At 73.2% G+C, this 22,529-nt stretch carries 26 protein-coding genes; 16 read left to right on the top strand and 10 right to left on the bottom strand.

Annotation, left to right across the window (positions count from 1 at the left end):
• Positions 1–18: 18 nt before the first annotated feature.
• Positions 19–426: a J-domain-containing protein gene (locus tag CHR28_RS32305; protein WP_094057271.1), complete on the top strand. Its 408-nt coding sequence runs from the start codon at positions 19–21 to the stop codon at positions 424–426.
• An 18-nt stretch (positions 427–444) separates the two neighbouring features.
• On the opposite strand, the gene CHR28_RS39045 is transcribed toward CHR28_RS32305, so the two are convergent.
• Entirely contained in the window at positions 445–1,425 is a 981-nt protein-coding gene (locus tag CHR28_RS39045) for a hypothetical protein (protein ID WP_373453409.1), read from the bottom strand.
• A 4-nt stretch (positions 1,426–1,429) separates the two neighbouring features.
• Positions 1,430–2,125, bottom strand: a complete 696-nt coding sequence (locus CHR28_RS32295) for a hypothetical protein (RefSeq protein ID WP_094057270.1) — start codon at positions 2,123–2,125, stop codon at positions 1,430–1,432.
• A gap of 158 nt (positions 2,126–2,283) precedes the next feature.
• Here CHR28_RS32295 and CHR28_RS32290 point away from each other — a divergent pair, with 158 nt between their 5' ends.
• The gene (locus tag CHR28_RS32290) at positions 2,284–2,787 is read left to right on the top strand and encodes a GNAT family N-acetyltransferase (protein ID WP_179272627.1); all 504 of its coding nucleotides are present in this window, start codon (positions 2,284–2,286) and stop codon (positions 2,785–2,787) included.
• A gap of 2 nt (positions 2,788–2,789) precedes the next feature.
• On the opposite strand, the gene CHR28_RS32285 is transcribed toward CHR28_RS32290, so the two are convergent.
• Positions 2,790–4,841: an MDR family MFS transporter gene (locus tag CHR28_RS32285; RefSeq protein WP_094057269.1), complete on the bottom strand. Its 2,052-nt coding sequence runs from the start codon at positions 4,839–4,841 to the stop codon at positions 2,790–2,792.
• Between the two features lie 590 nt (positions 4,842–5,431).
• Here CHR28_RS32285 and CHR28_RS32280 point away from each other — a divergent pair.
• Entirely contained in the window at positions 5,432–6,340 is a 909-nt protein-coding gene (locus CHR28_RS32280; protein ID WP_256984532.1) for a peptidoglycan-binding domain-containing protein, read from the top strand.
• A 33-nt stretch (positions 6,341–6,373) separates the two neighbouring features.
• A complete protein-coding gene (gene cpt / locus CHR28_RS32275) occupies positions 6,374–6,901 on the top strand; it encodes a chloramphenicol phosphotransferase CPT (protein WP_179272630.1) in 528 nt (175 codons plus the stop codon).
• A 117-nt stretch (positions 6,902–7,018) separates the two neighbouring features.
• Here the strand turns inward: cpt and CHR28_RS32270 are convergent, their stop codons facing one another.
• Positions 7,019–7,678, bottom strand: coding sequence for an HAD-IA family hydrolase (locus CHR28_RS32270; protein WP_094057317.1), 660 nt, complete (start codon positions 7,676–7,678; stop codon positions 7,019–7,021).
• A gap of 198 nt (positions 7,679–7,876) precedes the next feature.
• Positions 7,877–8,458 (bottom strand): TMEM165/GDT1 family protein, encoded by a 582-nt coding sequence (locus CHR28_RS32265; RefSeq protein WP_094057267.1) that lies wholly within the window; start codon positions 8,456–8,458, stop codon positions 7,877–7,879.
• Between the two features lie 400 nt (positions 8,459–8,858).
• Here CHR28_RS32265 and CHR28_RS32260 point away from each other — a divergent pair, with 400 nt between their 5' ends.
• The 4 genes from CHR28_RS32260 to CHR28_RS32245 all read left to right on the top strand — a co-directional run bounded on the left by CHR28_RS32260 (position 8,859) and on the right by CHR28_RS32245 (position 13,880).
• Positions 8,859–9,503, top strand: a complete 645-nt coding sequence (locus CHR28_RS32260) for an HNH endonuclease family protein (RefSeq protein ID WP_094057266.1) — start codon at positions 8,859–8,861, stop codon at positions 9,501–9,503.
• 80 nt (positions 9,504–9,583) lie between these two features.
• The gene (locus CHR28_RS32255) at positions 9,584–11,224 is read left to right on the top strand and encodes an alkaline phosphatase D family protein (protein WP_094057265.1); all 1,641 of its coding nucleotides are present in this window, start codon (positions 9,584–9,586) and stop codon (positions 11,222–11,224) included.
• Positions 11,225–11,409: 185 nt separating this feature from the next.
• Positions 11,410–13,350: an FAD/NAD(P)-binding protein gene (locus CHR28_RS32250; protein WP_256984530.1), complete on the top strand. Its 1,941-nt coding sequence runs from the start codon at positions 11,410–11,412 to the stop codon at positions 13,348–13,350.
• Between the two features lie 77 nt (positions 13,351–13,427).
• Complete coding sequence (locus CHR28_RS32245) at positions 13,428–13,880, top strand: DoxX family protein (protein WP_094057263.1); 453 nt, start codon at positions 13,428–13,430, stop codon at positions 13,878–13,880.
• Between the two features lie 125 nt (positions 13,881–14,005).
• Here CHR28_RS32245 and CHR28_RS32240 read toward each other — a convergent pair whose 3' ends face one another.
• Positions 14,006–14,527, bottom strand: coding sequence for a superoxide dismutase family protein (locus CHR28_RS32240; protein ID WP_094057316.1), 522 nt, complete (start codon positions 14,525–14,527; stop codon positions 14,006–14,008).
• A 276-nt stretch (positions 14,528–14,803) separates the two neighbouring features.
• On the opposite strand from CHR28_RS32240, the gene CHR28_RS32235 reads away from it, so the two are divergent.
• A complete protein-coding gene (locus CHR28_RS32235; RefSeq protein ID WP_094057262.1) occupies positions 14,804–15,400 on the top strand; it encodes a DedA family protein in 597 nt (198 codons plus the stop codon).
• A 137-nt stretch (positions 15,401–15,537) separates the two neighbouring features.
• Positions 15,538–16,821 (top strand): phosphatase PAP2 family protein, encoded by a 1,284-nt coding sequence (locus CHR28_RS32230; RefSeq protein ID WP_094057261.1) that lies wholly within the window; start codon positions 15,538–15,540, stop codon positions 16,819–16,821.
• Positions 16,822–16,907: 86 nt separating this feature from the next.
• On the opposite strand, the gene CHR28_RS32225 is transcribed toward CHR28_RS32230, so the two are convergent.
• Positions 16,908–17,141 carry a DUF2277 domain-containing protein gene (locus tag CHR28_RS32225; RefSeq protein ID WP_094057260.1) on the bottom strand — a complete coding sequence of 78 codons (234 nt, stop codon included), beginning with the start codon at positions 17,139–17,141 and terminating at the stop codon, positions 16,908–16,910.
• A 101-nt stretch (positions 17,142–17,242) separates the two neighbouring features.
• On the opposite strand from CHR28_RS32225, the gene CHR28_RS32220 reads away from it, so the two are divergent.
• The 4 genes from CHR28_RS32220 to CHR28_RS32205 all read left to right on the top strand — a co-directional run bounded on the left by CHR28_RS32220 (position 17,243) and on the right by CHR28_RS32205 (position 19,555).
• Complete coding sequence (locus CHR28_RS32220) at positions 17,243–18,157, top strand: ketopantoate reductase family protein (protein ID WP_256984528.1); 915 nt, start codon at positions 17,243–17,245, stop codon at positions 18,155–18,157.
• Positions 18,158–18,208: 51 nt separating this feature from the next.
• Complete coding sequence (locus CHR28_RS32215) at positions 18,209–18,562, top strand: hypothetical protein (protein WP_094057258.1); 354 nt, start codon at positions 18,209–18,211, stop codon at positions 18,560–18,562.
• A 19-nt stretch (positions 18,563–18,581) separates the two neighbouring features.
• Positions 18,582–18,965: a hypothetical protein gene (locus CHR28_RS32210; protein WP_094057257.1), complete on the top strand. Its 384-nt coding sequence runs from the start codon at positions 18,582–18,584 to the stop codon at positions 18,963–18,965.
• A 362-nt stretch (positions 18,966–19,327) separates the two neighbouring features.
• On the top strand, positions 19,328–19,555 hold the full coding sequence (locus tag CHR28_RS32205; RefSeq protein ID WP_094057256.1) for a hypothetical protein: 228 nt from the start codon (positions 19,328–19,330) through the stop codon (positions 19,553–19,555).
• Between the two features lie 3 nt (positions 19,556–19,558).
• Here the strand turns inward: CHR28_RS32205 and CHR28_RS32200 are convergent, their stop codons facing one another.
• Positions 19,559–19,783, bottom strand: a complete 225-nt coding sequence (locus tag CHR28_RS32200; protein WP_094057255.1) for a hypothetical protein — start codon at positions 19,781–19,783, stop codon at positions 19,559–19,561.
• Between the two features lie 478 nt (positions 19,784–20,261).
• On the opposite strand from CHR28_RS32200, the gene CHR28_RS32195 reads away from it, so the two are divergent.
• Complete coding sequence (locus tag CHR28_RS32195) at positions 20,262–20,690, top strand: PASTA domain-containing protein (RefSeq protein ID WP_094057254.1); 429 nt, start codon at positions 20,262–20,264, stop codon at positions 20,688–20,690.
• Positions 20,691–20,897: 207 nt separating this feature from the next.
• Here CHR28_RS32195 and CHR28_RS32190 read toward each other — a convergent pair whose 3' ends face one another.
• Positions 20,898–21,446, bottom strand: a complete 549-nt coding sequence (locus CHR28_RS32190; RefSeq protein WP_218829482.1) for a PH domain-containing protein — start codon at positions 21,444–21,446, stop codon at positions 20,898–20,900.
• A gap of 110 nt (positions 21,447–21,556) precedes the next feature.
• Between CHR28_RS32190 and CHR28_RS32185 the strand changes: the two genes are divergently transcribed.
• A complete protein-coding gene (locus CHR28_RS32185; RefSeq protein WP_143655936.1) occupies positions 21,557–21,754 on the top strand; it encodes a hypothetical protein in 198 nt (65 codons plus the stop codon).
• A gap of 46 nt (positions 21,755–21,800) precedes the next feature.
• Here CHR28_RS32185 and CHR28_RS32180 read toward each other — a convergent pair whose 3' ends face one another.
• Positions 21,801–22,469: an HAD family hydrolase gene (locus CHR28_RS32180; RefSeq protein WP_094057252.1), complete on the bottom strand. Its 669-nt coding sequence runs from the start codon at positions 22,467–22,469 to the stop codon at positions 21,801–21,803.
• Positions 22,470–22,529 lie beyond the last annotated feature (60 nt).

Raw genomic sequence — 22,529 nt, 5'->3', positions numbered from 1 at the left:
GTCCGGCACAATGGCCTCATGACCGAGCGAAAGCCACCCGGGGTGGACTTCGGGTCCTGGGTCGACAAGCAGATCCGCGACGCGGAGGCGCGCGGGGAGTTCGACCGGCTGCCGGGGGCAGGCCGCCCGCTCCCGCACGACGTGGAGAACACCTACGACGAACTGTGGTGGGTGAAGCGGAAGATGGCCCGCGAGGGCCTCTCCGTGCTCCCTCCGGCGCTGGCGCTGCGCAAGGAGGCGGAGGACGCGCTCCAGGCCGCGTACGCGGCGCCCTCCGAGCCGATGGTCCGGAAGATCATCGGCGAGATCAACGACAAGATCCGCGAGATGATGTTCAAGCCGCCGCCCGGCCCCCCGCTGGGAAAGAAGCCGTACGACGTCGAGGACGTCGTACGGCAGTGGCGGGAGCGCCGGGCGGATCGCTGACCGGGCCGTTCACCCGGGTCACACGTGCAACAGCCGTTCCGCCAGCTCCCGGTAGTCCTTCAGGGCCAGCCGGAGCTGCTCGGTGTCGGCGGACGACACGGGCCGGCCCTCGCCGCCCTCCACCGACTGCCAGGAGTGGCGCAGGGTGCGGCGGCGCTCGGTCACGGCCTCGGTGAACCGGGCCGCGATCTCCTCCAGCAGGTGATCGGCCTCCTCGACGGCGGCCCGGGGCCCGTCGACGAACCCCGCGACCGCGTGCTGCAGCCGCTCGCCGAACTTGCCCGAGTCGTCGTGCGGGAAGAGCCGGTCGCGAGTGCCGTGCACCTCGCCACGGGCCTCACCCCGGCCGGAGGCTCCGGCGCCGAGGGCGTCCCCGCGGGAGCCTTCCCTGCCGGGCGTCACGGCACCGAGGGCGTCTCCATGGGGCGCTTCCCTGCCGGACGTTCCCGTGCCCAGGGCGTCTCCGTGGGGCGCTTCCCTGCCGGACGTTCCCGTGCCCAGGGCGTCTCCGTGGGGCGCTTCCCTGCCGGACGTCCCCGTGCCCAGGGCGTCCCCGTGGGGCGCTTCCCTGCCGGACGTCCCCATGCCCAGGGCGTCCCCGTGGGGCGCTTCCCTGCCGGACGTCCCCATGCCCAGGGCGTCCCCGCGGGGCGCGTCCCTGCCGGACGTCCCCATGCCCAGGGCGTCCCCGCGGGGCGCGTCCCTGCCGGACGTCCCCATGCCCAGGGCGTCCCCGTGGGGCGCTTCCCTGCCGGACGTCCCCATGCCCAGGGCGTCCCCGTGGGGCGCTTCCCTCACCGGCGTGCCGGTGCCGGGCTCGTCGCCGCGCGGTGACGCCGTACCGGGCGTGCCCGTGCCGGGGGCCGCCGCGCGGTCCGCGTCGGTGCCCTGGTGGGTGCCCGGGGCCGTGGTGCCGTGGCCGGTGCCCAGGGCGCTCTCGCCGCGGGCGTCGGGCGCGGTCGGTGTGTGGTCGCCGGGCGGTCGGGTCATGTCGGTCATCGCCTCAGCTCTCCTTCGCCTGGCGTCGGTTCATCGCCCACGGCATGTGGCCGCCGCGGGCCTCGGTCTTGCGGCCGCCGTTCAGCCCGGCACGCTGGTGCCCCTCGTGCCGGCCCTCCTCGTGCCGGCCACCGTCGTGGTGACCGGGCCGCACCAGTTCCTCGAACAGCGCGCGGGCCGCCACCATGGCCTCGCGCATGTCTTCCGTACCCTGGCCGCCGTCGCGCGCGTCCTCCGCGCGCAGGTGCGCCGCACGGTGCACCCGCCGGTAGCCGTCCACGTGGTGGGCGTGGTGCACGGACAGCGCGGCGAGCTGCTCCTCGTACTGCCCGCCGTCCGGGAAGCCCCGGGCGCCGGCCAGCTCGCCGATCAGCCGGTCCGCCTCGGCGACCGCGTCTCGCGGCGAGTCGACGAACCGCTCCTGGGCGGCCGTCCAGCGCGCCTCGTACTGCTCGCGCTGGGCCGGCTCCAACGGCCGCACGCGCAGGTCGCCGTGGCGCTGCACGCGCTCGGTCAGCTCGCGCTCGGCGGCCTTGGTGTCACCGTCGTGCCGGGCGACGACCCGCTCGTACTCGGGTCCGAAGCGCCGCTTCAGGCTCGGGCCACGCCGAGGCCCGCGGGCGCGCAGGGTCATGACGGCCGCGATGATGACGACGACCGCCGCGATCACGATCAGAGCAATGATCAGGCCAGTGGACATGAATGCCTTCCGGGTTCTCGGCCCAACCGGCCGTCCTCGCGAGCCGGTTCGCAGTTCGGGTTGCCCCAAAGCCCGCCGCCAAACGGCGCCCCGGCCGGCCGGGGCGCCCGGACGCCCCCGGATAAACGGTTGTGTGACGGGAGGGACGCCTGTCGAGAATGCGGGTCATGACCACCTGGACCGTGCTCCCGGAACCGTACGACTCCCCGGTCGCCGCCGCGCTCTGGCGGGCGTACTACACCGAGGTGAGCGACCGCTGGTACCTGCTGCGCGAAGGGCGGCGCACCGACCCCGACGAACTGGAGCGGGAGATCGCGAGGCAGCCGGGCGCGGACCTCGCGCCGCCGCGCGGGCGGTTGCTGGTCGCCCGGTACGGCGGCGAGCCGGCCGGCACCGCGGGCGTACGGCTGCTGGACGCCACGACGGCCGAGCTCAAGCGGGTCTTCGTGCACGCGGCGATGCGCGGCAAGGGCGGCGCGCCCCTGCTGGTCCGGGCCGCCGAGGACGCCGCCCGCGCGCTCGGAGCCACGCGGATGGTCCTCGACACCCGCGGCGACCTCGTGGAGGCCCGCGCCCTGTACGCCCGGCTCGGCTACCGCGAGACCGCGCCGCACAACGCCGACCCGTACGCGGAGCACTGGTTCAGCAGACGGCTCGCCTGAGGTCAGACGGGCCGCCGCACCGCCCGCGGGGCGTCCGGCTGCTCGCGCCGCGCCCCGCACAGCTCGCCGTTCAGCTCCCGCACGAGCCGTTCCAGGTCGGTCGGCCGGTCCGGCCCCCACCAGTCGCCGAGCAGCGCGGCGAGGGAGTCCTCACGCGCCTGGGCCAGCCGCTCGGCGACCTCGCGCCCCTCGTCGGTCAGCACGAGGTCGAGGCCCTGCCGCAGGGCGAGCCGCCGTTCCTCGACCTGCCGCGCGGCGTCCATGATCACGGGCAGGTCCACGGGCCCGCGCTCGGCCAGCACGCCCGGCTCCACCGAGCCGTAGCGGCGGATCCGCAGCAGCAGCCAGCTCGCGGCGGGCAGCAGGTCGTAGCCCGCCCGGGCGGTGATCGTCCGGTAGATCTCGCGCCGGCCCTCCCGGGTGCCGAGCACCGACAGGGCGCGGCAGACCTCGTCGTGGGAGGACCGCTCGACGGGGTTGCTGGCGAGGGTCTGGGTGGCGTCGGGCACGGTGACCGAGCCGCGCAGCCGGTCCTCCTTGAGGAACCAGGCCAGCACGAAGCCGAGGAGGGCGACGGGGGCGGCGTAGAGGAACACGTCGGTGATGGCCGTGGCGTAGGCGTGCAGGGCCGGCGGGCGCAGGTCGGGCGGCAGGGCGGCGATGCCCCGCGGGTCGGCCTCCAGCGTGTCCACCGAGGCGCCGGGCGGGAGCGTCGCTCCCCGGAAGGCGTCCGTGAGCTGCTCGCCGAGCCGGCCCGCGAAGACCGTGCCGAAGACGGCGACGCCGAACGAGGCGCCGATGGAGCGGAAGAAGGTCGCGCCGGAGGTGGCCACGCCCAGGTCGGCGTAGGGGACGGCGTTCTGCACGATGAGCACGAGGACCTGCATCACCAGCCCGAGCCCGAGCCCGAAGACGAAGAAGAAGCCGCTCAGTTCGGCCGTGGAGCTGTTCTCGTCGAGCTGGTGCAGCAGGAGCAGCCCGAGCGTGGTGATCCCGGTGCCGGCGATCGGGAACACCTTCCAGCGGCCGGTGCGGCTGACGATCTGCCCGGAGGCGGTCGAGGCCAGCAGCAGCCCCAGCACCATCGGGAGCATGTGCACCCCGGACATGGTGGGGCTCACCCCCTGGACGACCTGGAGGAACGTCGGCAGGTAGGTCATCGCGCCGAACATCGCGAAGCCGACGACGAAGCTGATCACGGCGGACAGCGTGAAGGTCCGCACGCGGAACAGCCGCAGCGGCAGCACCGGTTCGGCGGCCCAGCGCTCCACGGCCACGAAGGCGGCGGCGAGGACGACGCCCAGGACCGCCAGGCCGACGATCTGCACGGAGCCCCAGGCCCAGGTCGTGCCGCCGAGGGAGGCGACCAGCACCAGGCAGGTGGCGACGGCCGCGATGAGGAAGGTGCCCAGGTAGTCGATGACGTGCCGCTGCCGGGTGCGCGGGATGCGCAGGACCACGGCGATCACGGCCAGCGCGACGACGCCGACGGGCAGATTGACGTAGAACACCCACCGCCAGCTCGCGTGCTGGGTGAGCAGCCCGCCGAGCAGCGGCCCGAGCACGCTGGTCGCGCCGAAGACGGCCCCGAACAGCCCCTGGTAGCGGCCGCGTTCGCGCGGGGGCACGAGGTCGCCGACGATCGCCATCGACAGCACGATCAGCCCGCCGCCGCCGAGCCCCTGCACCGCCCGGAACGCGATCAGCTGCGCCATGTCCTGCGCCGCGCCGCACAGCGCGGATCCGACCAGGAAGATCACGATCGCGGTCTGGAACAGCGGCTTGCGCCCGTACTGGTCGCCGAGTTTGCCCCACAGCGGGGTCGCGGCGGTCGCGGCCAGCAGATACGCCGTGACCACCCAGGACAGGTGATCCAGCCCGCCGAGATCGCTGACGATCGTCGGCAGCGCGGTCGAGACGATCGTCTGGTCGAGGGCGGCGAGCAGCATCCCGAGCAGCAGGGCCCCGATGGAGACCAGCACGTTCCCGGGCACCTGCTCCCCGGACGCGGCGCCCGCGGACGACGGCTTGGTGGCGTGCGTGTCCCCGCCCATGAGACCTCCCGGGGTCCTGTGACTTTTTCCATCGTGACCGGTGTGCGGGGGTATGGCCCGCCGAGCCCCTTTGGAAGCCGTCCTTCCGGGGGCTCGCCCGCCGCACTGTGGAGAAGATCTGGATAATCTCTGGAGTTCGCGAGGGGAGGGAGGAACGCGTGGAGCAGCCTGACGGCCACCCGTGCCCGGAGTGCGGCGCGCCCAGACAGCGGGACAACACCCCTTCCTGCGCCTGCACCCACCGCGCCGCCGAGGCCCTGCGCGACGCCCGCACGGCGGAGGCAGCGGCGGCGGAGGACTTCGATCCCCTGCGGATCCGCCCGTACGTGGAGATCACCGGCCCGACCGGGTCCGGCCGGGACGTCCCGGCGGGGGAGAACGCCGCGTCGCGACAGGGGGCAGAGGGGCGTGAGGGGCATGAGAGGCACGAGGGGCTCTCGGGGGACGTGAGGCCTGCGGGGCCTGCGGCGAACGCGGAAGCTGCGGGGTCTGTGGGCGCTGCGGGGGCGGCCGCCGCCTCGCCGGTGCCGTCGTCGGCGGAGGGTGCGCCCACCTCTGAGGCGGCTCCCGCCGGAGGAACCGTGGGAACCGTGACCACCCCCGCCGCTCCCGCCCCACCGGCCTCCTCGGTGCCAGCGGGCTCCTCGGTGCCACCGGCCTCCTCGGCGCCGCCGGGCTCCCCCACCGACGCCGACGCCACCACCCCGTTCCACCCGGTCGACCCCGACGCGACCGCCGCGCTGCCCGTGGCTGCGGACACCACGGCGCTGTCCGCTCCCCTCGTGCCGGGCACCAGCGAGCCCAGCGTCACCGACCTGCGCCTCTTCGACGGCTCGGGGGCGGAGCCCGGCGCTCCCGAAGCGGACGGCCCGGGGGCGGACCGGCCCCGGCGCCGGCGCCGTACGGCCCTGGTCGCCGCTGCCGCCGCCTGCGTCGGCGTGGTCGCGGCGGCCGGGTACGCGACCGGGCTGTTCACCTACGAGAGCCCCTCCCGGGACACGGCGCTGCCGGACGACCTCCGGGCGAGCGTGCCGGACGCCCCGCCGAGCAGCGCGGCGTCCGTGTCCCCGGAGGGCACGCCGTCCGCGGGCCCGTCGTCCCCCTCCGCGTCGCCCGCGTCGCCGTCCCCGAGCGCGAGCGCGTCGCCCTCACCGTCGCCGTCCGTGTCCAGCGCCTCGCCGAGCCCCTCGCGGTCGCCCGGGCCGTCGTCCTCGGCGACGTCCGCCGCGCCGACGGGCCCGGGCGTACCGGAGAACGCGGGCCAGAACGGCGGCCCCACCGTCCTGCGCCGCGGCGACAGCGGCCCGGAGGTCACCGAACTCCAGCTGCGCCTGCGGCAGTTGCTCCTCTACAACGACGAGGCCGACGGCTCCTACAACCAGCGGCTGGAGGACGCCGTCCGCACCTACCAGTGGTCCCGCGGCGTCCAGACCGACGACCTCGGCGTCTACGACCGGCAGACCCGGGAGAAGCTGGAGGCGGAAACCCGGGAGCCCTGACCGGCCCGTCCGCCGTACGGTGACGCCGTGACCATGCGAGTGATCGTTCTCAACGGCGGTTCCAGCTCGGGCAAGTCGAGCATCGCCCGGTGCCTCCAGGAGGTGCTGCCCGACCCGTGGCTGGCCTTCTCGGTCGACGACTTCGTCGATGCGATGCCGGCGCGGCTGCGGGACTCGGAGACCGGCATCGCCTTCGCGCCGGACGGCGGTGTCAGCGTGGGCGGGGAGTTCCGTGCCCTGGACACGGCCTGGTCGCAGGGCATCGCGGCGATGGCCCGGGCGGGCGCCCGGGTCGTGGTCGACGACGTCTTCCTCGGCGGACCGGCGTCCCGCCGGCGCTGGGAGCAGGCCCTGGCCGGCCTGGACGTGCTGTGGGTCGGCGTCCGGTGCGACGGCGAGGTCGCGGCGGGACGCGAGATCGCGCGCGGCGACCGGGTCCGGGGGATGGCCGCGGCCCAGGCCCGGATCGTGCACGAGGGCCTGACCTACGACGTGGAGGTCGACACCACCCGCACGGAGCCTCTGGCCTGCGCACGCGCGATCGCCGCCCACGTCGGCTGAGCGCCACCCGCCGAGCAGACCACCCCGGCCGACCGAGGGGCCGCCGGCCAGGCCGCCCACCGAGCGCCGCACCTCAGCCCCGCCACCCGTGGCGACCGGGCCCGGCGGGCGGCCCTGTCAGCCGATGTGCAGCCGGATCGTCCCGTCCTCCGCAGCGCGCACCCGCACCTGCCTGAGGTCCTGCACCACCACGTCCGGCTCGTGGAACGCGGCCCGGGGCCCGACCCCGACGACCGTCATCCCGGCGGCGCGCCCGGCCGCGATGCCGGCTCCGGAGTCCTCGAAGACGACACAGTCCGCGGGGTCGACGCCCAGCTCGGCGGCGCCCTTGAGGAAGCCCTCAGGGTCCGGCTTGCTCGCCCCGACGGACTCCGCGGTCACCCGCACCTCGGGCAGGTGAAGGCCGGCCGCGGCCATCCGCGCCGTGGACAGCGGCACGTCCGCGGAGGTCACCAGCGCGTGCGGCAGCCCCCGCAGCGAGGCCAGGAACTCCGGCGCCCCCGGGATCGCGACGACACCGTCCGTGTCGGCCGTCTCCTCGGCGAGCATCCGGGCGTTGTCGGCGTGGTTCTGCTCCATCGGCCGGCCGGGCAGCAGCAGCGCCATCGAGGCGTAGCCCTGCCGCCCGTGGACGACCTTCATGACCTCGTCCCCGTCGAGCCCGTGCCGTTCGGCCCAGCGCCGCCAGACGCGTTCCACGGCGGCGTCGGAGTTGACCAGGGTGCCGTCCATGTCCAGCAGGAGGGCGCGGGCGGTGAGCACGGCGGTGGCCGTCATCGGCAGCTCCAAGGCTCGGGGCGCGTTCCAGCGCGGGAGGGGGCGGACGGCGGGTCGCGTCCGTCGCACCCGGGGGGACAAGGCGGCCCCGCCCGCCGGTCAGGGAAAACGGGCGGAGGCCACTTTGTTTCTCTACGGTACAAAACAAGCCGGGGTCCGCGCCAGGGGCCCCCTGCGGACGTTCACCCACTGTTCAGCTCACCCCGTCACGGCCTCCCACAGGCTCCACACCCCGAGACCCAGCATCAGCAGCGCCGCGATCTGCGTGATCAGCCGCAGCGGCACCTTCTTCATCAGCGCCTTTCCGCCGACGATGCCGAGCCCGGCCACCGCCCACAGCGCCAGCACCGCGCCCAGCCCGACGGAGAGCGGGTCGTCGTAGCGGGCGGCGAGATTCGCGGTCATGATCTGGGTGAGATCGCCGAACTCGGCGACCAGGATGAGCATGAAGCCCGCGCCCGAGACCTTCCAGAAGGACTGGTTCTCCGGTTTGCGGACCTCCTCCTCGTCCTCGCCCTTCTTCAGCAGCAGCACCGCGGCGCCACCGAGGAAGAGCACGCCGGTCAGCGCGTGCACGATCTGCTGCGGCAGCAGGGTCAGCACGCTGCCGGCCGCGACCGCGAGCGCCACGTGCAGCGCGAAGGCGGCGGCCACCCCGGCGAAGACGTAGGAGGCGCGGTACCGGGTGCCGAGGACGAGCCCGGCGAGGGCGGTCTTGTCCGGCAGTTCGGCGAGGAAGACGACGCCGAAGACGACGGCCGTCACGGTCAGGCTGATCAAGGGTTCCTCAATCGGTCGGGGCTGCCCCACCGAGAGTGCTGATCCTGTCGAAGATTTTCGACGCGACACCTCGGCACGGCAGCGCACTCGGCGCCCGTGCCGTAGGGCACGGGCGTGCACTGCTTGCCGAAGGTCTCGCTGGCCGGTCCGGGATAAGGACCTGCCTCCGGGCGCCGGCTCAGGCGGGCTGAGCAGTATGTCGACGGTCCGGCGAAGAGCTACTCCCCTTCTGCGCCGTCCATGGTACGCGACGGTCCTGGAGTGAAAAGTTCCGTCTTGAATCTTGTCATGTCATGCACGCGTCACTAACTTCTCACCGGACGCACACCTGTGCGCAACACGGCACCGCGAGCATTCCCTCGCTCGCCCGCCAACACCCCCCTCTCCCCAGGGAGTTCGCATGCCCAGGTTCTACGCGCGTCGACGGCTCAGCGTGGCCGCGGCGTTCACCGCCCTCATATCCTCTGCGGCCCTCTTCAACGCCCCCGCGGCCTCCGCCGCCCTCCCCACCCCGGTCAGCGGCGCCACGGCCCGCTCCTACCTGGCCACGCTCACCGTCACCACCGAGGACCGCACCGGCTACAACCGCGACCTCTTCCCGCACTGGATCACCCAGTCCGGCGCCTGCAACACCCGCGAGGTCGTCCTCAAGCGCGACGGCACCAACGTCGTCCAGGACTCCTCCTGCGCCGCCACCAGCGGCAGCTGGTACTCCCCCTACGACGGCGCCACCTGGTCCGCCGCCTCCGACGTCGACATCGACCACCTGGTCCCGCTGGCCGAGGCGTGGGACTCGGGGGCCGACTCCTGGACGACCTCCCGCCGCCAGTCCTTCGCCAACGACCTGACCCGCCCGCAGCTCATCGCGGTCACCGACAACGTCAACCAGGCCAAGGGCGACCAGGACCCCGCCACCTGGATGCCCTCCCGGACGGCGTACCGCTGCACCTACGTCCGCGCCTGGGTCCAGGTGAAGTACTACTACGGCCTCTCGGTCGACTCCGCCGAGAAGTCCGCCCTGACGAACTACCTCGCGAGCTGCTGACACGCGAGGATTTCGTGTCGGAACCTCCCCGCCGACCTCCGTCGTTCCGTACCGTACGGGGCGACGGAGAGGGGAACGCCATGGCCGGACTGCGCCTCGGACCACTGCTGAGGTACACCGACGGCTCGTCCGCGACCGTCTGGGTCGAGACGAGCCGCCCGTGCACGGCCGAGGTGCGCTGCGCCGACGGCGCCGGCGGCACGGCCCGCACCTTCCAGATCGCGGGCCACCACTACGCGCTCGTCCCGGTCACCGGCCTCACGGCGGGTACGACGACGACGTACGAGGTCCTCCTCGACGACACCCGCGTGTGGCCGCTGCCCGGCTCGCCCTTCCCGCCCTCCGCGATCCACGCGCCGGGCCCCGACGGCGCCCTCCACGTCGCCTTCGGCTCCTGCCGCTGGGCGTCCCCGCCGGCGGGCGGTGACGACCCGGTCGGGCCGGACGCCCTCGACGCGCTCGCCACCCGCCTCGCGGCCGACCCGGAGGGCGAGCGGCCGCACGTGCTGCTGCTGCTCGGCGACCAGGTGTACGCCGACGAGACCTCCGACGCCACGCAGCGCTGGCTGGCGGCCCGCCGCGACCTGAAGGAGCCGCCGGGCAGCGGGGTCGCGGACTACGAGGAGTACACGCACCTCTACTACGAGTCCTGGCTCGACCCGCGCATCCGCTGGCTGCTGTCCACGGTCCCGAGTTTCATGATCTTCGACGACCACGACGTCATCGACGACTGGAACACCTCCGCCGCCTGGCTCGCCGACATGCGGGCCACCGGCTGGTGGCGGGAGCGGCTGCTGAGCGGCCTGATGTCGTACTGGGTCCACCAGCACCTGGGGAACCTCTCCCCGGCGGAACTGGCCGCCGACCCGGTCTACGAGCAGGTCCGCTCCCTGCCCGACGGCACCGACGTGCTGCGTACCTTCACCGCCCGGGCCGACGCCGACCCGGCCACGGCCCGCTGGAGCTACCGGCGCGACTTCGGCCGCGTGCGGCTCGTGATGGTGGACAGCCGGGCGGCCCGCGTCCTCGACGAGGGCGAGCGCTCGATGCTCGACCCGGGTGAGGAGAAGTGGCTGCGCGAGCAGGTCCTCGACTCCCCCGGCGCCTACGACCACCTGCTGATCGGCACCTCGCTGCCCTGGCTGCTGCCGCACCTGGTGCACGACGCGGAGGGGTGGAACGCGGCGCTGTGCCGGGGTGAGCGGGGCTCGCGCTGGGCCCGGCTGAGCGAGCAGGTGCGGCGGGCCGCCGACCTGGAGCACTGGTCGGCGTTCCCCGAGTCCTTCGCCCGGCTGGCGGAGCTGATCGCCGAGGCGGGCTCGGGGGCGGACGCGCCGGCGACGGTCTGCGTGCTGTCCGGGGACGTCCACCACGCCTACATCGCCGAGCCCTCGTGGCGGTCCGGGCCGTCACCGGCCGCCCGGGTGGTGCAGCTGGTCTGCTCCCCCGTCCACAACTCGGTGCCGCTGTCGATGCGGCTGGCCTTCCGGGCCGGCTGGAGTGCGGCGGCGCGCGGCTTCGGCCGCCTCCTGGCCCGGCACGGCCGGCTGTCCCGCCCGCCGGTCGGCTGGCGCAAGACGGGCGGGCCCTGGTTCGGCAACCAGCTCATGACCCTGACCCTGCGCGGCCGTTCGGCCCGGCTCCGGCTGGAGCACGCCAAGCCGCGGCAGGGCACGGGCCCCCGGCTGACGACCCTGCTGGATTCCGAGCTTGCCCCGTAACTCGCGCTTTCCACCCGGTTGTCGACGCTCTGGCCCATGCTGTTGGTGACGCATGTCACAGCAGACGTCGATCCTTCCCCACGGCCTCAATTACCGCTCCCGGCGACGGCATGATGAGGCGGACCGTCCGCTTCCCCTCAAGCGGACCTCCGCCCCGCACACCCCCACGCCCTGGAGCCCCACCCTTGTCTGCGTCGCCCGAGGAATCCGCACCGGCAGAGGCATCCGCACCACTCGGGACGGCGGGGTCGCTCTCCGTCGCCCTCGTCGGGGCCGGGCCCCGCGGCACCAGCGTCCTTGAACGCCTGTGCGCCTCCGCCCCGGAACTCCTGCCTCCCGGTGCCCGGCTGACGGTCCATGTGATCGACCCCGACCCGCCCGGCCCCGGCCGTGTCTGGCGCACCGCCCAGTCGCCCGAACTGCTGATGAACACCGTGGCCTGCCAGGTCACCCTGTTCACCGACGACAGTGTGGACTGCTCGGGCCCGATCCGCCCGGGTCCGAGCCTGTACGAGTGGGCGGACGGCGCGCTGGGCCCGGACGAGTACCCGGCCCGGGCCGAGTACGGGCGCTATCTGGAGTGGGTGTTCGCCGAGGTCGTGCGGCTGGCACCGCCCGCCGTCCGCATCGAGACGCACCGGGCCCGCGCGACCCGCCTCGACGACGGCCCCGACGGCCGCCAGACCCTCGCCCTCGACGACGGCAGCACCCTGACCGGCCTGTCCGCGGTGGTCCTGGCCCAGGGGCATCTGCCGACCACCGCCGGCCCGGACCAGGCACGCCTCGCGGCCCATGCCGCCCGGCACGGACTGCGCCACGTCCCGCCCGCCAACCCGGCCGACGTCGACCTGTCCGGCGTGCTCCCGGGCGAACCCGTCCTGTTGCGCGGCCTCGGACTGAACTTCTTCGACCACATGGCCCTGCTGACGACCGGCCGCGGCGGCCGCTTCGTACCCGGCGAACGGGGCCTGCGCTACCTCCCCTCCGGGCGGGAGCCGCGGCTGTACGCCGGTTCGCGGCGGGGTGTGCCGTACCAGGCGCGCGGCGACAACGCCAAGGGCCCCTACGGCCGGCACGTGCCGCTCGTCCTCACGCCCGAGGTGATCGCGGGCTTCCGCAAGCGCGCGGACTCCGGGGAGGCGCCCGACTTCCGGGCGGAGATATGGCCGCTGGTGGCGAAGGAGGTGGAGACGGTCTACTACCGCACCCTGCTGCGCGAGGCGGAGTGCGCGCGGCGGGAGTTCACCGACCGCTTCCTCGCCGTCGCGCACGGGGACCCGCGGGAGGCCCTGGTGCTCGACGAGTTCGGCGTGGCGGAGGCCGACCGGTGGTCCTGGGAGCGGATCTCCCGGCCGTACGCCGGGCGGGACTTCACCGGTCCGGGCGCCTGGCGCGACTGGCTGCTGCCGTACCTGCGCGAGGACGCCGCGCAGGCCGCCCTGGGCAATGTGCACGGCCCGTTGAAGGCGGCCCTCGACGTCCTGCGCGATCTGCGCAACGAACTCCGGCTGGTCGTCGACCACGGCGGACTCGCCGGCGCCTCCCGCCGGGATCATCTGGACCGCTGGTACACGCCGTTGAACGCCTTCCTGTCCATCGGCCCGCCCCGGCGCCGCATCGAGGAGCTCGCCGCCCTGGTGGAGGCGGGGGTGGTGGAGGTGCTCGGACCGCGGCTGCGGGTGAGGGAGGAGGCCGGGGCCTGGACGGCGGACTCTCCGGACGTCCCCGGTTCGGCCGTCTCTGTGACCACCCTCATAGAGGCCCGGCTGCCGGAACCCGACCTGCGCCACACGGCCGACGCGCTCCTCGCCGGTCTGCTCCGGACGGGGCAGTGCCGCCCGCACACCATCGACCGTTACGAAACAGGGGGGTTGGATGTGACGCCACGCCCCTACCATCTGATAGACCGTCAAAACGGTGTTCACAGAAGACGGTTCGCGTTCGGCGTGCCGACGGAGGGCGTGCACTGGGTGACGGCGGCGGGCGCCCGCCCGGGGGTGGATTCGGTCACTCTTTCGGACGCGGACGCGGTGGCGCGCGGGGCGCTACGTGCGGCGGGGGCCGACACTGAGCTGCGACCAGAGGTAAACCAGTGGCCAAATGTTGAACTTGCAAGCATCTATTAGGCAGACCTAACGTGGGGCGATCGGTTCTGTCCCCCGACCGGCCCTCCCCAGGCCGGCCGACCGAAGGAGACCCCCACATGACCGCTCGCCTCAACGGCGCCCAGCCCTACGCACTGGCGCTGTTCCGGATCGTCATCGGCCTGTTGTTCGCCTGCCACGGCGCCGTCGCGCTCTTCGGCGTCCTCGGTGGCGCGGACGGCAAGGGCGGCACGGCCGCGACCGGCGCCTGGCCGAACTGGTACGCCGCCGTCATCGAACTCGTCGGCGGCACCCTTGTCCTGCTGGGCCTCGGCACGCGGGTCGCCGCGTTCGTCTCCTCCGGCGCGATGGCCTACGCGTACTTCAAGGTCCACCAGCCGGAGGCGCTGTGGCCCATCCAGAACAACGGCGAGGGCGCGGCCATCTACTGCTGGGCCATGTTCCTGCTGATCTTCACGGGCTCCGGCGCGTTCGGCCTGGACCGGCTGCTGAGGCGGGGCGCCGCCGAGCCGGGGCAGCGGAGGGCCGACCAGGCACCGGTGGCGGTCTGACCCCTCCGTGCCCGGCGGACACCGACGGCGTCTTCCCGTTCTCGGGGAGGCGCCGTTCCCGTTGCCCGGACCGGACGCGGCCCTCGGGGGGCGGCCCCTCCGGCGTGCTGCCCGCTCCCGGCCGCTCAGCCGAACGGCACCGTGAGGCAGGCCACCCGCGCTCCCGCGCCGCCCGGCACGTCGTGGAGCACCACCGAGGACGCCTCCCCCTGCCGGAAACCCCACGGGTGCCGGGCGCTCGCCGCGCCCCTGCCGTGCCGGTCGGCCGTGAAGTCCAGCCAGACCTCGTTGTGCGGCCCGACCTCGTGCGGATCGTCCGAGGGCCGGTGCTGGTAGTGCCCGCCGGCGGCCTGCGGGTCGGCGCCGCAGGGCCGGGCGTGCACGTGGACGCCGTAGGCGTGCCCGGGCCTCATCCCGGTCACCCTCAGCCGGACGGTCGTGGCACCGTCCCGTGCCGTGTGCCGGCGGACCTCGATCCACGCGCCCGGGGGCACGAGAGCACGGTCGTAGGTCAGCGCCGGCGACCGCTCGGCGGCGCCCGGCGGGGCGAACCGGGCCTCCGTCCGCAGCACACAGCCCCCGGCACCGCCCGGGCCGCTCGCGAACAGGGCGGCGGCGACGGCTCCCGCGCACATCCCAGCCAGCATCGTCTCCACCGTTCCTCACCCGGTGCGGCCTCAGGTGACCGCGCGTCTTCTCCGTTGCTACGGGACGCCCGTGCGCACCGCCCTCCGGGGTGCGGCAGCCGGGTGACAAGGTGACGACCCGGGACGAGGTGAACACTCCGTACCGAACATACGAGCCCCCCGTGAACCGCCCGTCACACCCCCGCGTACGCTGTATGGCTGTCATCGGCCACCCCTGCCGCTCCCCCCGCGTCATCGCGGCACGGTCTGGCCCACGGGGGATCACGGGGAGTCGCGGTGCTGGAGCAGGTGGGGTCGCTGATCGGCGGCCCATGGATCTATGCGGTGGTCGCCCTGTCCGTGCTGCTGGACGTGTTCCTGCCGGTGCTGCCCAGCGGTGTCCTGGTGATCACGGCGGCCACGGCGGCGGCAGCGGGCACGGCGACCGACGTGCCCGACATCCTCGTGCTGATCCTGTGCGCGGCGACCGCCTCCGTCCTCGGTGACCTGGTCGCCTACCGGCTCGCCTGGCGCGGCGGCGCCCGGCTGGAGCGGGCCCTGTCGCGTTCCCGGCGGCTGACCACCGCGCAGGAACGTCTCGGCGCGGCACTCGCCCGGGGCGGCGGCGCGCTCGTCGTCCTCGCCCGCTTCGCTCCCGCCGGCCGCTCGGTCGTCTCCCTCGGCGCGGGTGCCGCGCACCGGCGCGCCCGCGACTTCCTCCCCTGGTCCGCCCTGGCCGGCCTGACCTGGGCCTGCTACAGCGTCGCCCTCGGCTATTTCGGCGCCCACTGGCTGGGCGCGAGCTGGCTGGGGACGGCGGTGTCGGTCGGGGCGCTGTTCGCGGGCGGGGCCGGGGCGGCGTACCTGATGCGGCGCGAGCCGAGGCCGTCGTAGCCGGCTCGGACTCCTCACCACGATCGAACCAAGACCTGGAAGCGGCTGGGACATTGACGACAACGGCGTCGCGGGAAGCCTCGGAGAGCACACCCACGGAACGGGGGGCGCTCGCCGCGCCACAGCGCCGGCGCGCGGTGCTGTGGGCCACGGCGGGCGTGATCACCCTGGGCTTCCTCCTCGCGCTCCAGATCGTCGCGCACCACCTGGGGATACCCGGGCCGATCACCCAGCAGGCCCGCGAAGTGATCCACGCCCCCAAGTCGGGCTTCCTGCTGTACGCCGCCATGGCGCTGACGATGGTGGTGCTCACCTGGCGGCAACGGCTGATCGCCCTGGGCGCGGCGCTCGGCATCGACCTCGTCTTCCTGACGGTCCGCTGGGCGATCGGCACCGACCTGACGGACGGCCACCCCTTCGGCAACGGCGCCCTGTGGGTCGTCCTGGCCCTCGCCGTCATCGCCCTCACCCGCCGCACCGGGGCGGAACGCCTCCTGCTGCTGAAGGGCGTGGGGCTCGGCCTGCTGCTGGTCACCGGCCGCAAGACCGGCGACACCTGGCTGCTGATCACCTCGAAGACCCTGCCGGTCACCCTCGACCCGTACCTCGCCATGGCCGATCACGCCCTGGGCAACCCGTCGTGGCCGGCGGGCCGGCTCCTTGAGGCCAGTGGCCCGGTCGGTGAGCACGCCCTCGACTACGTCTACGCGCAGCTCGCGGTGGCCGCGGTCGTCGTCGCGCTGTACCAGCTGCGCCATGTGGCGGCCGAGCGGCGCTTCCCGCGCCACCACCTGGTGCGCACGTTCCTGGTGATCGGCCTCGTCGGGCCGGCGATCTACATGATCTATCCCGTGGTCGGGCCGATGTTCGCCTACGGCCCCGAGGGCGGGGGCTGGGCGGCGGCCGACCTGTGGCCGCACACACTGCCGCCGGTCGCCACGCCCCACCCCCTGCCCTTCGACGAGATCACCCCGCGCAACTGCATGCCCAGCCTGCACACGGCGTGGGCCACCGCGATCTTCATCCACTCCCGCAAGGGCCCGCGCGCGCTGCGCCTCGCGGGCGCGTTCTGGCTGGTCGCCACCCTCGCCGCGACGCTCGGCTTCGGCTGGCACTACGGCGTGGACCTCGTCGCCGGTGTGGTGTTCGCGTACACCATCGAGGCCGGGCTGCGCACGTTCGACCACGGCTGGGACCGGGCGGGGGTGCTGCTCGTCGGCTACGGCACCGTGGTCTTCGCCGCGCTCCTGACGGCGTACCGCTTCGCGCCCCTGGAGATGGCCCGGTACCCGTGGCTCGCCGGACCGCTCGTGCTGCTGATGATGGCCTCGGTGGTCTACGGCTACCAGCGCCTCATCCGGCTGTGGGAGGGCGCCACCGTCCCGGCCCCCCGAGCGGAGCCACAGCCGGAACCGGCATGAGGGATGCGGGCCCGCGAGGCCGGCGGAACGGCCGGGCGGCTCCCGTCCGGCCCGGCAGCGGGTCCCGGCCTGCCCGGCGGCAGGTCTCAGCCCGCCCGGCGGCCCGCCCCGGCGCCCCGGACCTCCAGGCCGTCGAGCAGCTCGGCCGTGGCCTGCGCGACGGCCTCCACGGCGCGGTCGAACACCTCCTGGTTGTGAGCGGCGGGCGCTCGGAAGCCCGAAACCTTCCGCACGTACTGCAACGCGGCAGCGCGGATGTCCGCCTCCGTGGCCTCTTCGGGCAGCACGGGCGGACGAAGCGTCTTGATACTCCGGCACATGCCCCCAGTCTCGCCCTTCCGCCCCTCCCGCGACAGCGTTTCCTGCCATGATCACGTCGAGGCGGCCACCATCCCGGGGCCGACCGACGAGAGGAACCCCCGTGGCGCACTCCACGAACGAACCGACCGTGGCCGTCCTCGGCCCGGGTGGCGTGGGCGGCCTGCTCGCCGCCCTGCTCTCCCGCGCCGGCCACCGCGTGATCTGCCTGTCCGGCGAGGAGACGGCGCAGACCCTGCGCACCGACGGCATCCGGGTCCGCAGCGCCCTGTTCGGCGACTTCACGGCCCGCGTCGAGGCCGGTACCGAGCTGCGCGAACCGGTCGACGCCTGCCTGGTGACCGTCAAGCACACCGCCCTCGACGCGGCCCTGCGGCGCGTGCCCGCCGCCGCTGCGGGCGACGCCCTGATCGTGCCGTTCCTGAACGGTGTCGAACACCCGGCGGCGCTGCGCGCCCGTTACCGCCCCGACCGGGTCGCCCCCGCCGTCATCCGGGTCGAGTCGACCCGTCCCGCTCCGGGCGTCGTCGAGCACACCAGCCCCTTCGCGGAGATCGACCTGGCCGGTACGGACGTTCCGCGCGCCCGTCTCGACGCCCTGGCCGAGGCCCTCGCCGCCGCAGGTCCCGCCACCCACGTCCAGGACGACGAGACGGCGGCCCTGTGGGCGAAGATGTCGTTCCTGGCCCCCTTCGCCCTGCTGACCACCCGCTACGGCCTCCCCCTCGGGGAGGTACGCACCCGGCACCGCGACGAACTGACGGCGCTGGTGGAGGAGACGGCGGCGATCAGCCGGGCGTGCGGCGGCCCGTCGGACCCGGCCCGGGCCCTCGCCCGCTACGAGGCGTTCCCGCCCGCGACGAAGTCGTCGATGCAGCGCGACGCGGAGGCGGGCCGGCCGCTGGAACTGGACGCCATCGGCGGTGCGTTGCTCCGCGCGGCCGCACGGCACGGGATCGCGGCCCCGGTGACGGACCGGGTCGTGGGCGAGCTGCGGCTGGTACACCCGTTCGCATGAACCACAGGAAGGAACTCGCTCCGCTAATTCGAACAGGCGTATCATTGGGCCGTGGCTACGACCTATGACTTTCCGAGTGACCTCCTCGCCGGTCAGGAGGAACTCCATCAGGTCCGGGCCGAGCTGTCGGCCCTTCTGAAGCGACTTCCCTGGTCGGTGGAGCCGCTGGACGGCTTCAGCGACGACAACGGCTGGCGCAAGGTGGAACGTCCCGCCTCCCCCGGCTGGACCGCCGACGAACAGGCCGAGGTGGAGAAACTCCGGCGGCGGGAGCACGAACTCGCGGTGTTCGTGAGCACGCACCGCTACTGGTCCGAACTCACCGGCCCCGACCGGGTGGCAGCCCGCTCGGAGCTGAAACACGCCCACGAGCCCCCACCCGGGGACCCGGACGGCACACAGTGACGGAACAGGACGGGACGCGGTGAAGGAAGAGGCCCCCGGGGATTCCCCGGGGGCCTCCGACTGGTCGGTGTCCGTGGGCGCGGACGGTTTCGAACCCGACCAGATCCAGCTCGGCGACCGGCCCGTCCCGGTCCGCCTCCACATCCTCGACACCATGCGCGCCGTCGAGGCCGCCCTCGTCCAGTGCGCCGACGACATCGCGGCCGCGGCCCAGCGCGACCCGAAGCGTTGGAGGCACACGGGCCGCCGGACCGCCTCGCGTTCCGTGCTGTGGCTGCTGGCCAGGATCGAGCGAGCGCCCGGGCCGTACCGGCGGATCACCGGGCAGGAGGAGCAGCGCATCGTCACCGTCGCGGCCGGCGCCGCCGAGCGGATCGAGCGGGCCCTCGGCATCGCCTCGTAGAAGCGGACGTTGGAGCAGCGGTGTGTGCGGCGGGGCCATCGACGTGCACGGTGGCGAGGGGCGGGCGCCGGTCGCGCACTGCCCTGGTTGCGGGCAGATCTGGACGGACGGTGGTGTCGTGGCTGCCTGAGCCTGAACGGCCTTCGAGGGCTCATCCGTTGCGGTAACTGACACAGCATCATTTTCGCGCCAAATGTCCCGCTTAAGTGCGGTGAGAGATAGCTCACGGAAGCCCTGATCGTGTTGGCATTCCGGCATGTGCCTACCCCAGGATTCACCCAACGCAAGAGCCCGTCGGCGTCACCTCCTACAGCGCACCGACGGGCCCCTCCAGTCACGAATCCAGAGAAACGAGACCTGCTTTGGACAGTACACAGAACCGCCCCGCCCGGCCGACTGCTTCAAGGGCGATCCTCATCACGTTGCTCATGTCGGCGTGCATCAACATCGCCCTCTGCGCGGGGATCTTCGGAGGCGTTGTCGGCGATCTGTCGCTCTACCACGCGACCGTCGCGGGCGCCGGAAGCTTCGTTGCTGCGCTGATGGCCGGGGTCCCGCTCATGTTCTTCGCCATCAAGACTGACGGCTGACGTTCACCGGCGGGGTGGCTCCCAATCCTCGGGCGCGCCGCCCCGCCACTCGATCAGCCTGGTCCGGACCACGTCCATCTCGTCGAACTCCTGCAACCCGGCCTCCTGCATGAATCGGGCCACGTTCCGCACGGAGAACGCCCGGCCGACAATCGCGCCGTCGATGCGCACCCGCCGGCCGCCGTCCTCGTCGGGTGGATAGATCGTCACAGGGGTCGCTGAGGCCATGCGTACAGCGTGCGGCCCGGCGCGCGCGGGCTACTCCGCTGGCGTCGCTGGAGCGGGGGCACCCGTTGCCGGGTCGATGGCTACCGGCGTATCAGGCTGAGCCCCTGGACCCTCAAACCTGTCGCGGTAATCACCGCGTCAACGGTCTCCTTGAGTGCGCCGCAGGGACCTCGAAGCCCCTTCCCCGACCGCGCCGCGGGAGGCGTCTCTCGCGCCATCTACCGCAGCCTGACCTGCACGTCTACCGGCCCATCTACCCGGGGCGGCCGGACTGCTTGGCCGAAAGGACGACCGCTCCTGCCCCATCCCACCGAAGAGAGAGGACCGCCACCATGGCCCGACGCAAGTCCCCCCGAACCGGGCTGCGCGCCAAGCTCGCGTACCCCCAGTTCGTCACAGAATCGACACAGGCGCCACACGGCACCCGCACCGGCAGCATGATGCTCCCTCAGCACTCACTGCCCTGGGGGGACGAACCATGCGCATCCGCTACACCATCGGCGCACTCAGCGCCGCTGCACTCCTCACGCTCACTGCCTGCGAAGGCACCGAGGACACCGGCTCCAGCAAGCCGGACACCACCGCCGCCGAGGAAACCAGCGGCCAGACGAAGCAGGACACCAGCACCACCGAGCCCGACACGGACGCGCCCACCACCGAGGCCAGCTCCGACGACGCCGAGCCGGAGACCAGCGAGGTCCCCGACGTCGTCGGCATGAACCACGGCGAGGCACAGAGCCTGCTGCGCAGCGAGGGCTTCATGGTCAACGAGGAGGACGCGTCCCCCGAGGGCCGATGGATCCTCGACAACAGCAACTGGAAGGTCTGCCGCCAGGACCCGGCGCCCGGCGCCACCGACGCCCTCCGTGTCGCCATCTACTCCGTCAAGCTCGACGAGTCCTGCTGACCCACCCCTGATCTGGCCCGGCCGTCCGCACCGTACGGCCGGGCCTTCACATGCCCACCGTCAACGCAGCCACTACGGAAGTAGTTGCAATCTCGGTGATCACGCCTCAACATGGGCCGCAGATCTGGCATGCCCACAAACATTCACAGACCACACGGAGCCCTCAGCCAACACCCCTGGCTGAGGGGTCCGTCGTGAGCCAACGACCTACAGACTGTCCAGGATCTTCGTCCGGCGGTCCCGGTACTCCTCATCCGTGATCGCACCCGCCGCCCGCAGCTGGTCCAGCGTGGCCAGACGAGACGCGATGTCCCCACCTGCCGGAGCAGGGGCAGCGGGAGCCACAGCCGGAGCCGGAGCACCCGGGACGCTGCCGGCCAGGCGGGCGCGCAGCGCATCCGCCAGGATCTTCCCCTGGTCCTTCGGAACCTGCTTGATCTCGGCCTTGTTGTTCGACGCGAACACGATGAGCGTGCCCATCAGCATGCCGCCCGACCACTGTACGGAGCTGATCCGGCTGTACGGGAAGTCCTCCACCTGCTGCGACATGATGCCGTGCTTGAGGAAGATCAGCCGCTGACTGGTCATGGCCACCAGGCCGTTGCCCTTGCCGTAGACGCCGGTGGCGAGCATCTCGACCGTCTCGCCCTCCCACAGCACCTCGGGCAGCCGCTGAATCTCCCGCTTGGACCCGAAGGCGCTGTTGAGCTTCGCTGCTGCGGCGTCGATGTCCGGCCGCACGTTGACGTCCACCATGTGGCACCCCTCCACGTCAGGCGGCGGGGCGCTGTGGCTCTGCGGCATCGCGCCCCCGCCGCGATGAGGCCAAGAGCGTATCGCCCGATATGGAGCCTGCGGAGGTGAAGATGGCGAACCAGAACACCAACCCGGTAACGGAGGCCGAGCTGCAGCGCATTCGCGAACTGCACGCGGAGGGCAAGGGCCGCAACCAGATCTCCCGCCTCACGGGCCGGAGCTGCGAGCCAGCCGAGGGAGACCCGGATCCCGGGCCGCCTGCCCCTCTCGCAGCCGGACTGGACCCGACCCGCCGCCAGTACCCCTGAGCCTGTGCCCTCTCTCGCCTTCGGGCGGGAGGGGGTGGCCCTTTCGTCATGCCTCGATCGCGGCGAGCGCCTGGCCTGTGTCCGACAACTCGTCCAGCACGAAGTGGGCGCCTGCCGCTCGAAGCTCACTCGCCGCGGTACGACCCGTCGCCACCGCCACCACCCGAACACCCGCCTCACGCCCGCCAGCGACATCCGCAGGAGTGTCGCCCACGAACACCGCGCCCTGAGCGGACACACCCGCCCGTTTCAGAGCGGCGTGCAGTAGCTCAGGACGCCCCTCGCCGTCCTCCCCGTAGGCGCCCTCGTCGAGTCGCAGGTACGCGTCCAGGCCGAACACGGCGAGCTTGACCTCGGCGGCCTGGCGGATGTTGCCAGTCACGACGGACTGGCGGACACTCCGCTCCGCGAGAGCGGCCAGGACAGCGGCTGCACCAGGCAGGGCGTGGCCCCGGTCACGCATCTCGGCTGCCCGGCGGACGTGAACCGCGCCGAGGGCGTCAGCGAACCGCACGAAGAGGTCTTCACTGTAAGGGAGGCCGTGCAGGCGCGCCGTCTCCCGAAGGATCACCCGCTCCGTCGACCCAGTCACCGACGCCTGCTCTCGCAGCGCCACCCCTGTTACCTGCTCGAACGCCTCACCCCACAGTTCGCCGCCAAGTCCGCGCGTCGCCATCAACGTGTGGTCGATGTCCCACAGCACCAGTTCCGGCACCAGCGCCTCCCCTCTTCCCAAAGTCCCGGTCCCCACGCAGCGGGCACCCTACGCTCGGAA

Origin of the sequence: Streptomyces sp. XY006 (genome assembly GCF_002237655.1) — a bacterium.
GTDB classification, from domain to species: Bacteria; Actinomycetota; Actinomycetes; order Streptomycetales; family Streptomycetaceae; genus Streptomyces; species Streptomyces levis.
The sequence above is the reverse complement of the archived record's forward strand: the minus strand, read 5'-3'. Positions and strand labels throughout refer to the sequence as shown.

Excerpts from the sequence above, each read along its gene's own strand:
- CHR28_RS32270 (WP_094057317.1), bottom strand. The coding sequence starts at position 7,678 with ATGACGGCCACCGCCGTGCTCACCGCCCGCGCCCTCCTGCTGGACATG.
- CHR28_RS32260 (WP_094057266.1), top strand. The coding sequence starts at position 8,859 with ATGCCCAGGTTCTACGCGCGTCGACGGCTCAGCGTGGCCGCGGCGTTC.
- CHR28_RS32185 (WP_143655936.1), top strand. The coding sequence starts at position 21,557 with ATGGCGAACCAGAACACCAACCCGGTAACGGAGGCCGAGCTGCAGCGC.
- CHR28_RS32295 (WP_094057270.1), bottom strand. The coding sequence starts at position 2,125 with ATGTCCACTGGCCTGATCATTGCTCTGATCGTGATCGCGGCGGTCGTC.
- CHR28_RS32245 (WP_094057263.1), top strand. The coding sequence starts at position 13,428 with ATGACCGCTCGCCTCAACGGCGCCCAGCCCTACGCACTGGCGCTGTTC.
- CHR28_RS32240 (WP_094057316.1), bottom strand. The coding sequence starts at position 14,527 with ATGCTGGCTGGGATGTGCGCGGGAGCCGTCGCCGCCGCCCTGTTCGCG.
- CHR28_RS32285 (WP_094057269.1), bottom strand. The coding sequence starts at position 4,841 with ATGGGCGGGGACACGCACGCCACCAAGCCGTCGTCCGCGGGCGCCGCG.
- CHR28_RS32290 (WP_179272627.1), top strand. The coding sequence starts at position 2,284 with ATGCGGGTCATGACCACCTGGACCGTGCTCCCGGAACCGTACGACTCC.
- CHR28_RS32200 (WP_094057255.1), bottom strand. The coding sequence starts at position 19,783 with ATGGCCTCAGCGACCCCTGTGACGATCTATCCACCCGACGAGGACGGC.
- CHR28_RS39045 (WP_373453409.1), bottom strand. The coding sequence starts at position 1,425 with ATGACCGACATGACCCGACCGCCCGGCGACCACACACCGACCGCGCCC.
- CHR28_RS32225 (WP_094057260.1), bottom strand. The coding sequence starts at position 17,141 with ATGTGCCGGAGTATCAAGACGCTTCGTCCGCCCGTGCTGCCCGAAGAG.
- CHR28_RS32195 (WP_094057254.1), top strand. The coding sequence starts at position 20,262 with ATGCGCATCCGCTACACCATCGGCGCACTCAGCGCCGCTGCACTCCTC.
- cpt (WP_179272630.1), top strand. The coding sequence starts at position 6,374 with ATGCGAGTGATCGTTCTCAACGGCGGTTCCAGCTCGGGCAAGTCGAGC.
- CHR28_RS32190 (WP_218829482.1), bottom strand. The coding sequence starts at position 21,446 with ATGGTGGACGTCAACGTGCGGCCGGACATCGACGCCGCAGCAGCGAAG.
- CHR28_RS32305 (WP_094057271.1), top strand. The coding sequence starts at position 19 with ATGACCGAGCGAAAGCCACCCGGGGTGGACTTCGGGTCCTGGGTCGAC.
- CHR28_RS32255 (WP_094057265.1), top strand. The coding sequence starts at position 9,584 with ATGGCCGGACTGCGCCTCGGACCACTGCTGAGGTACACCGACGGCTCG.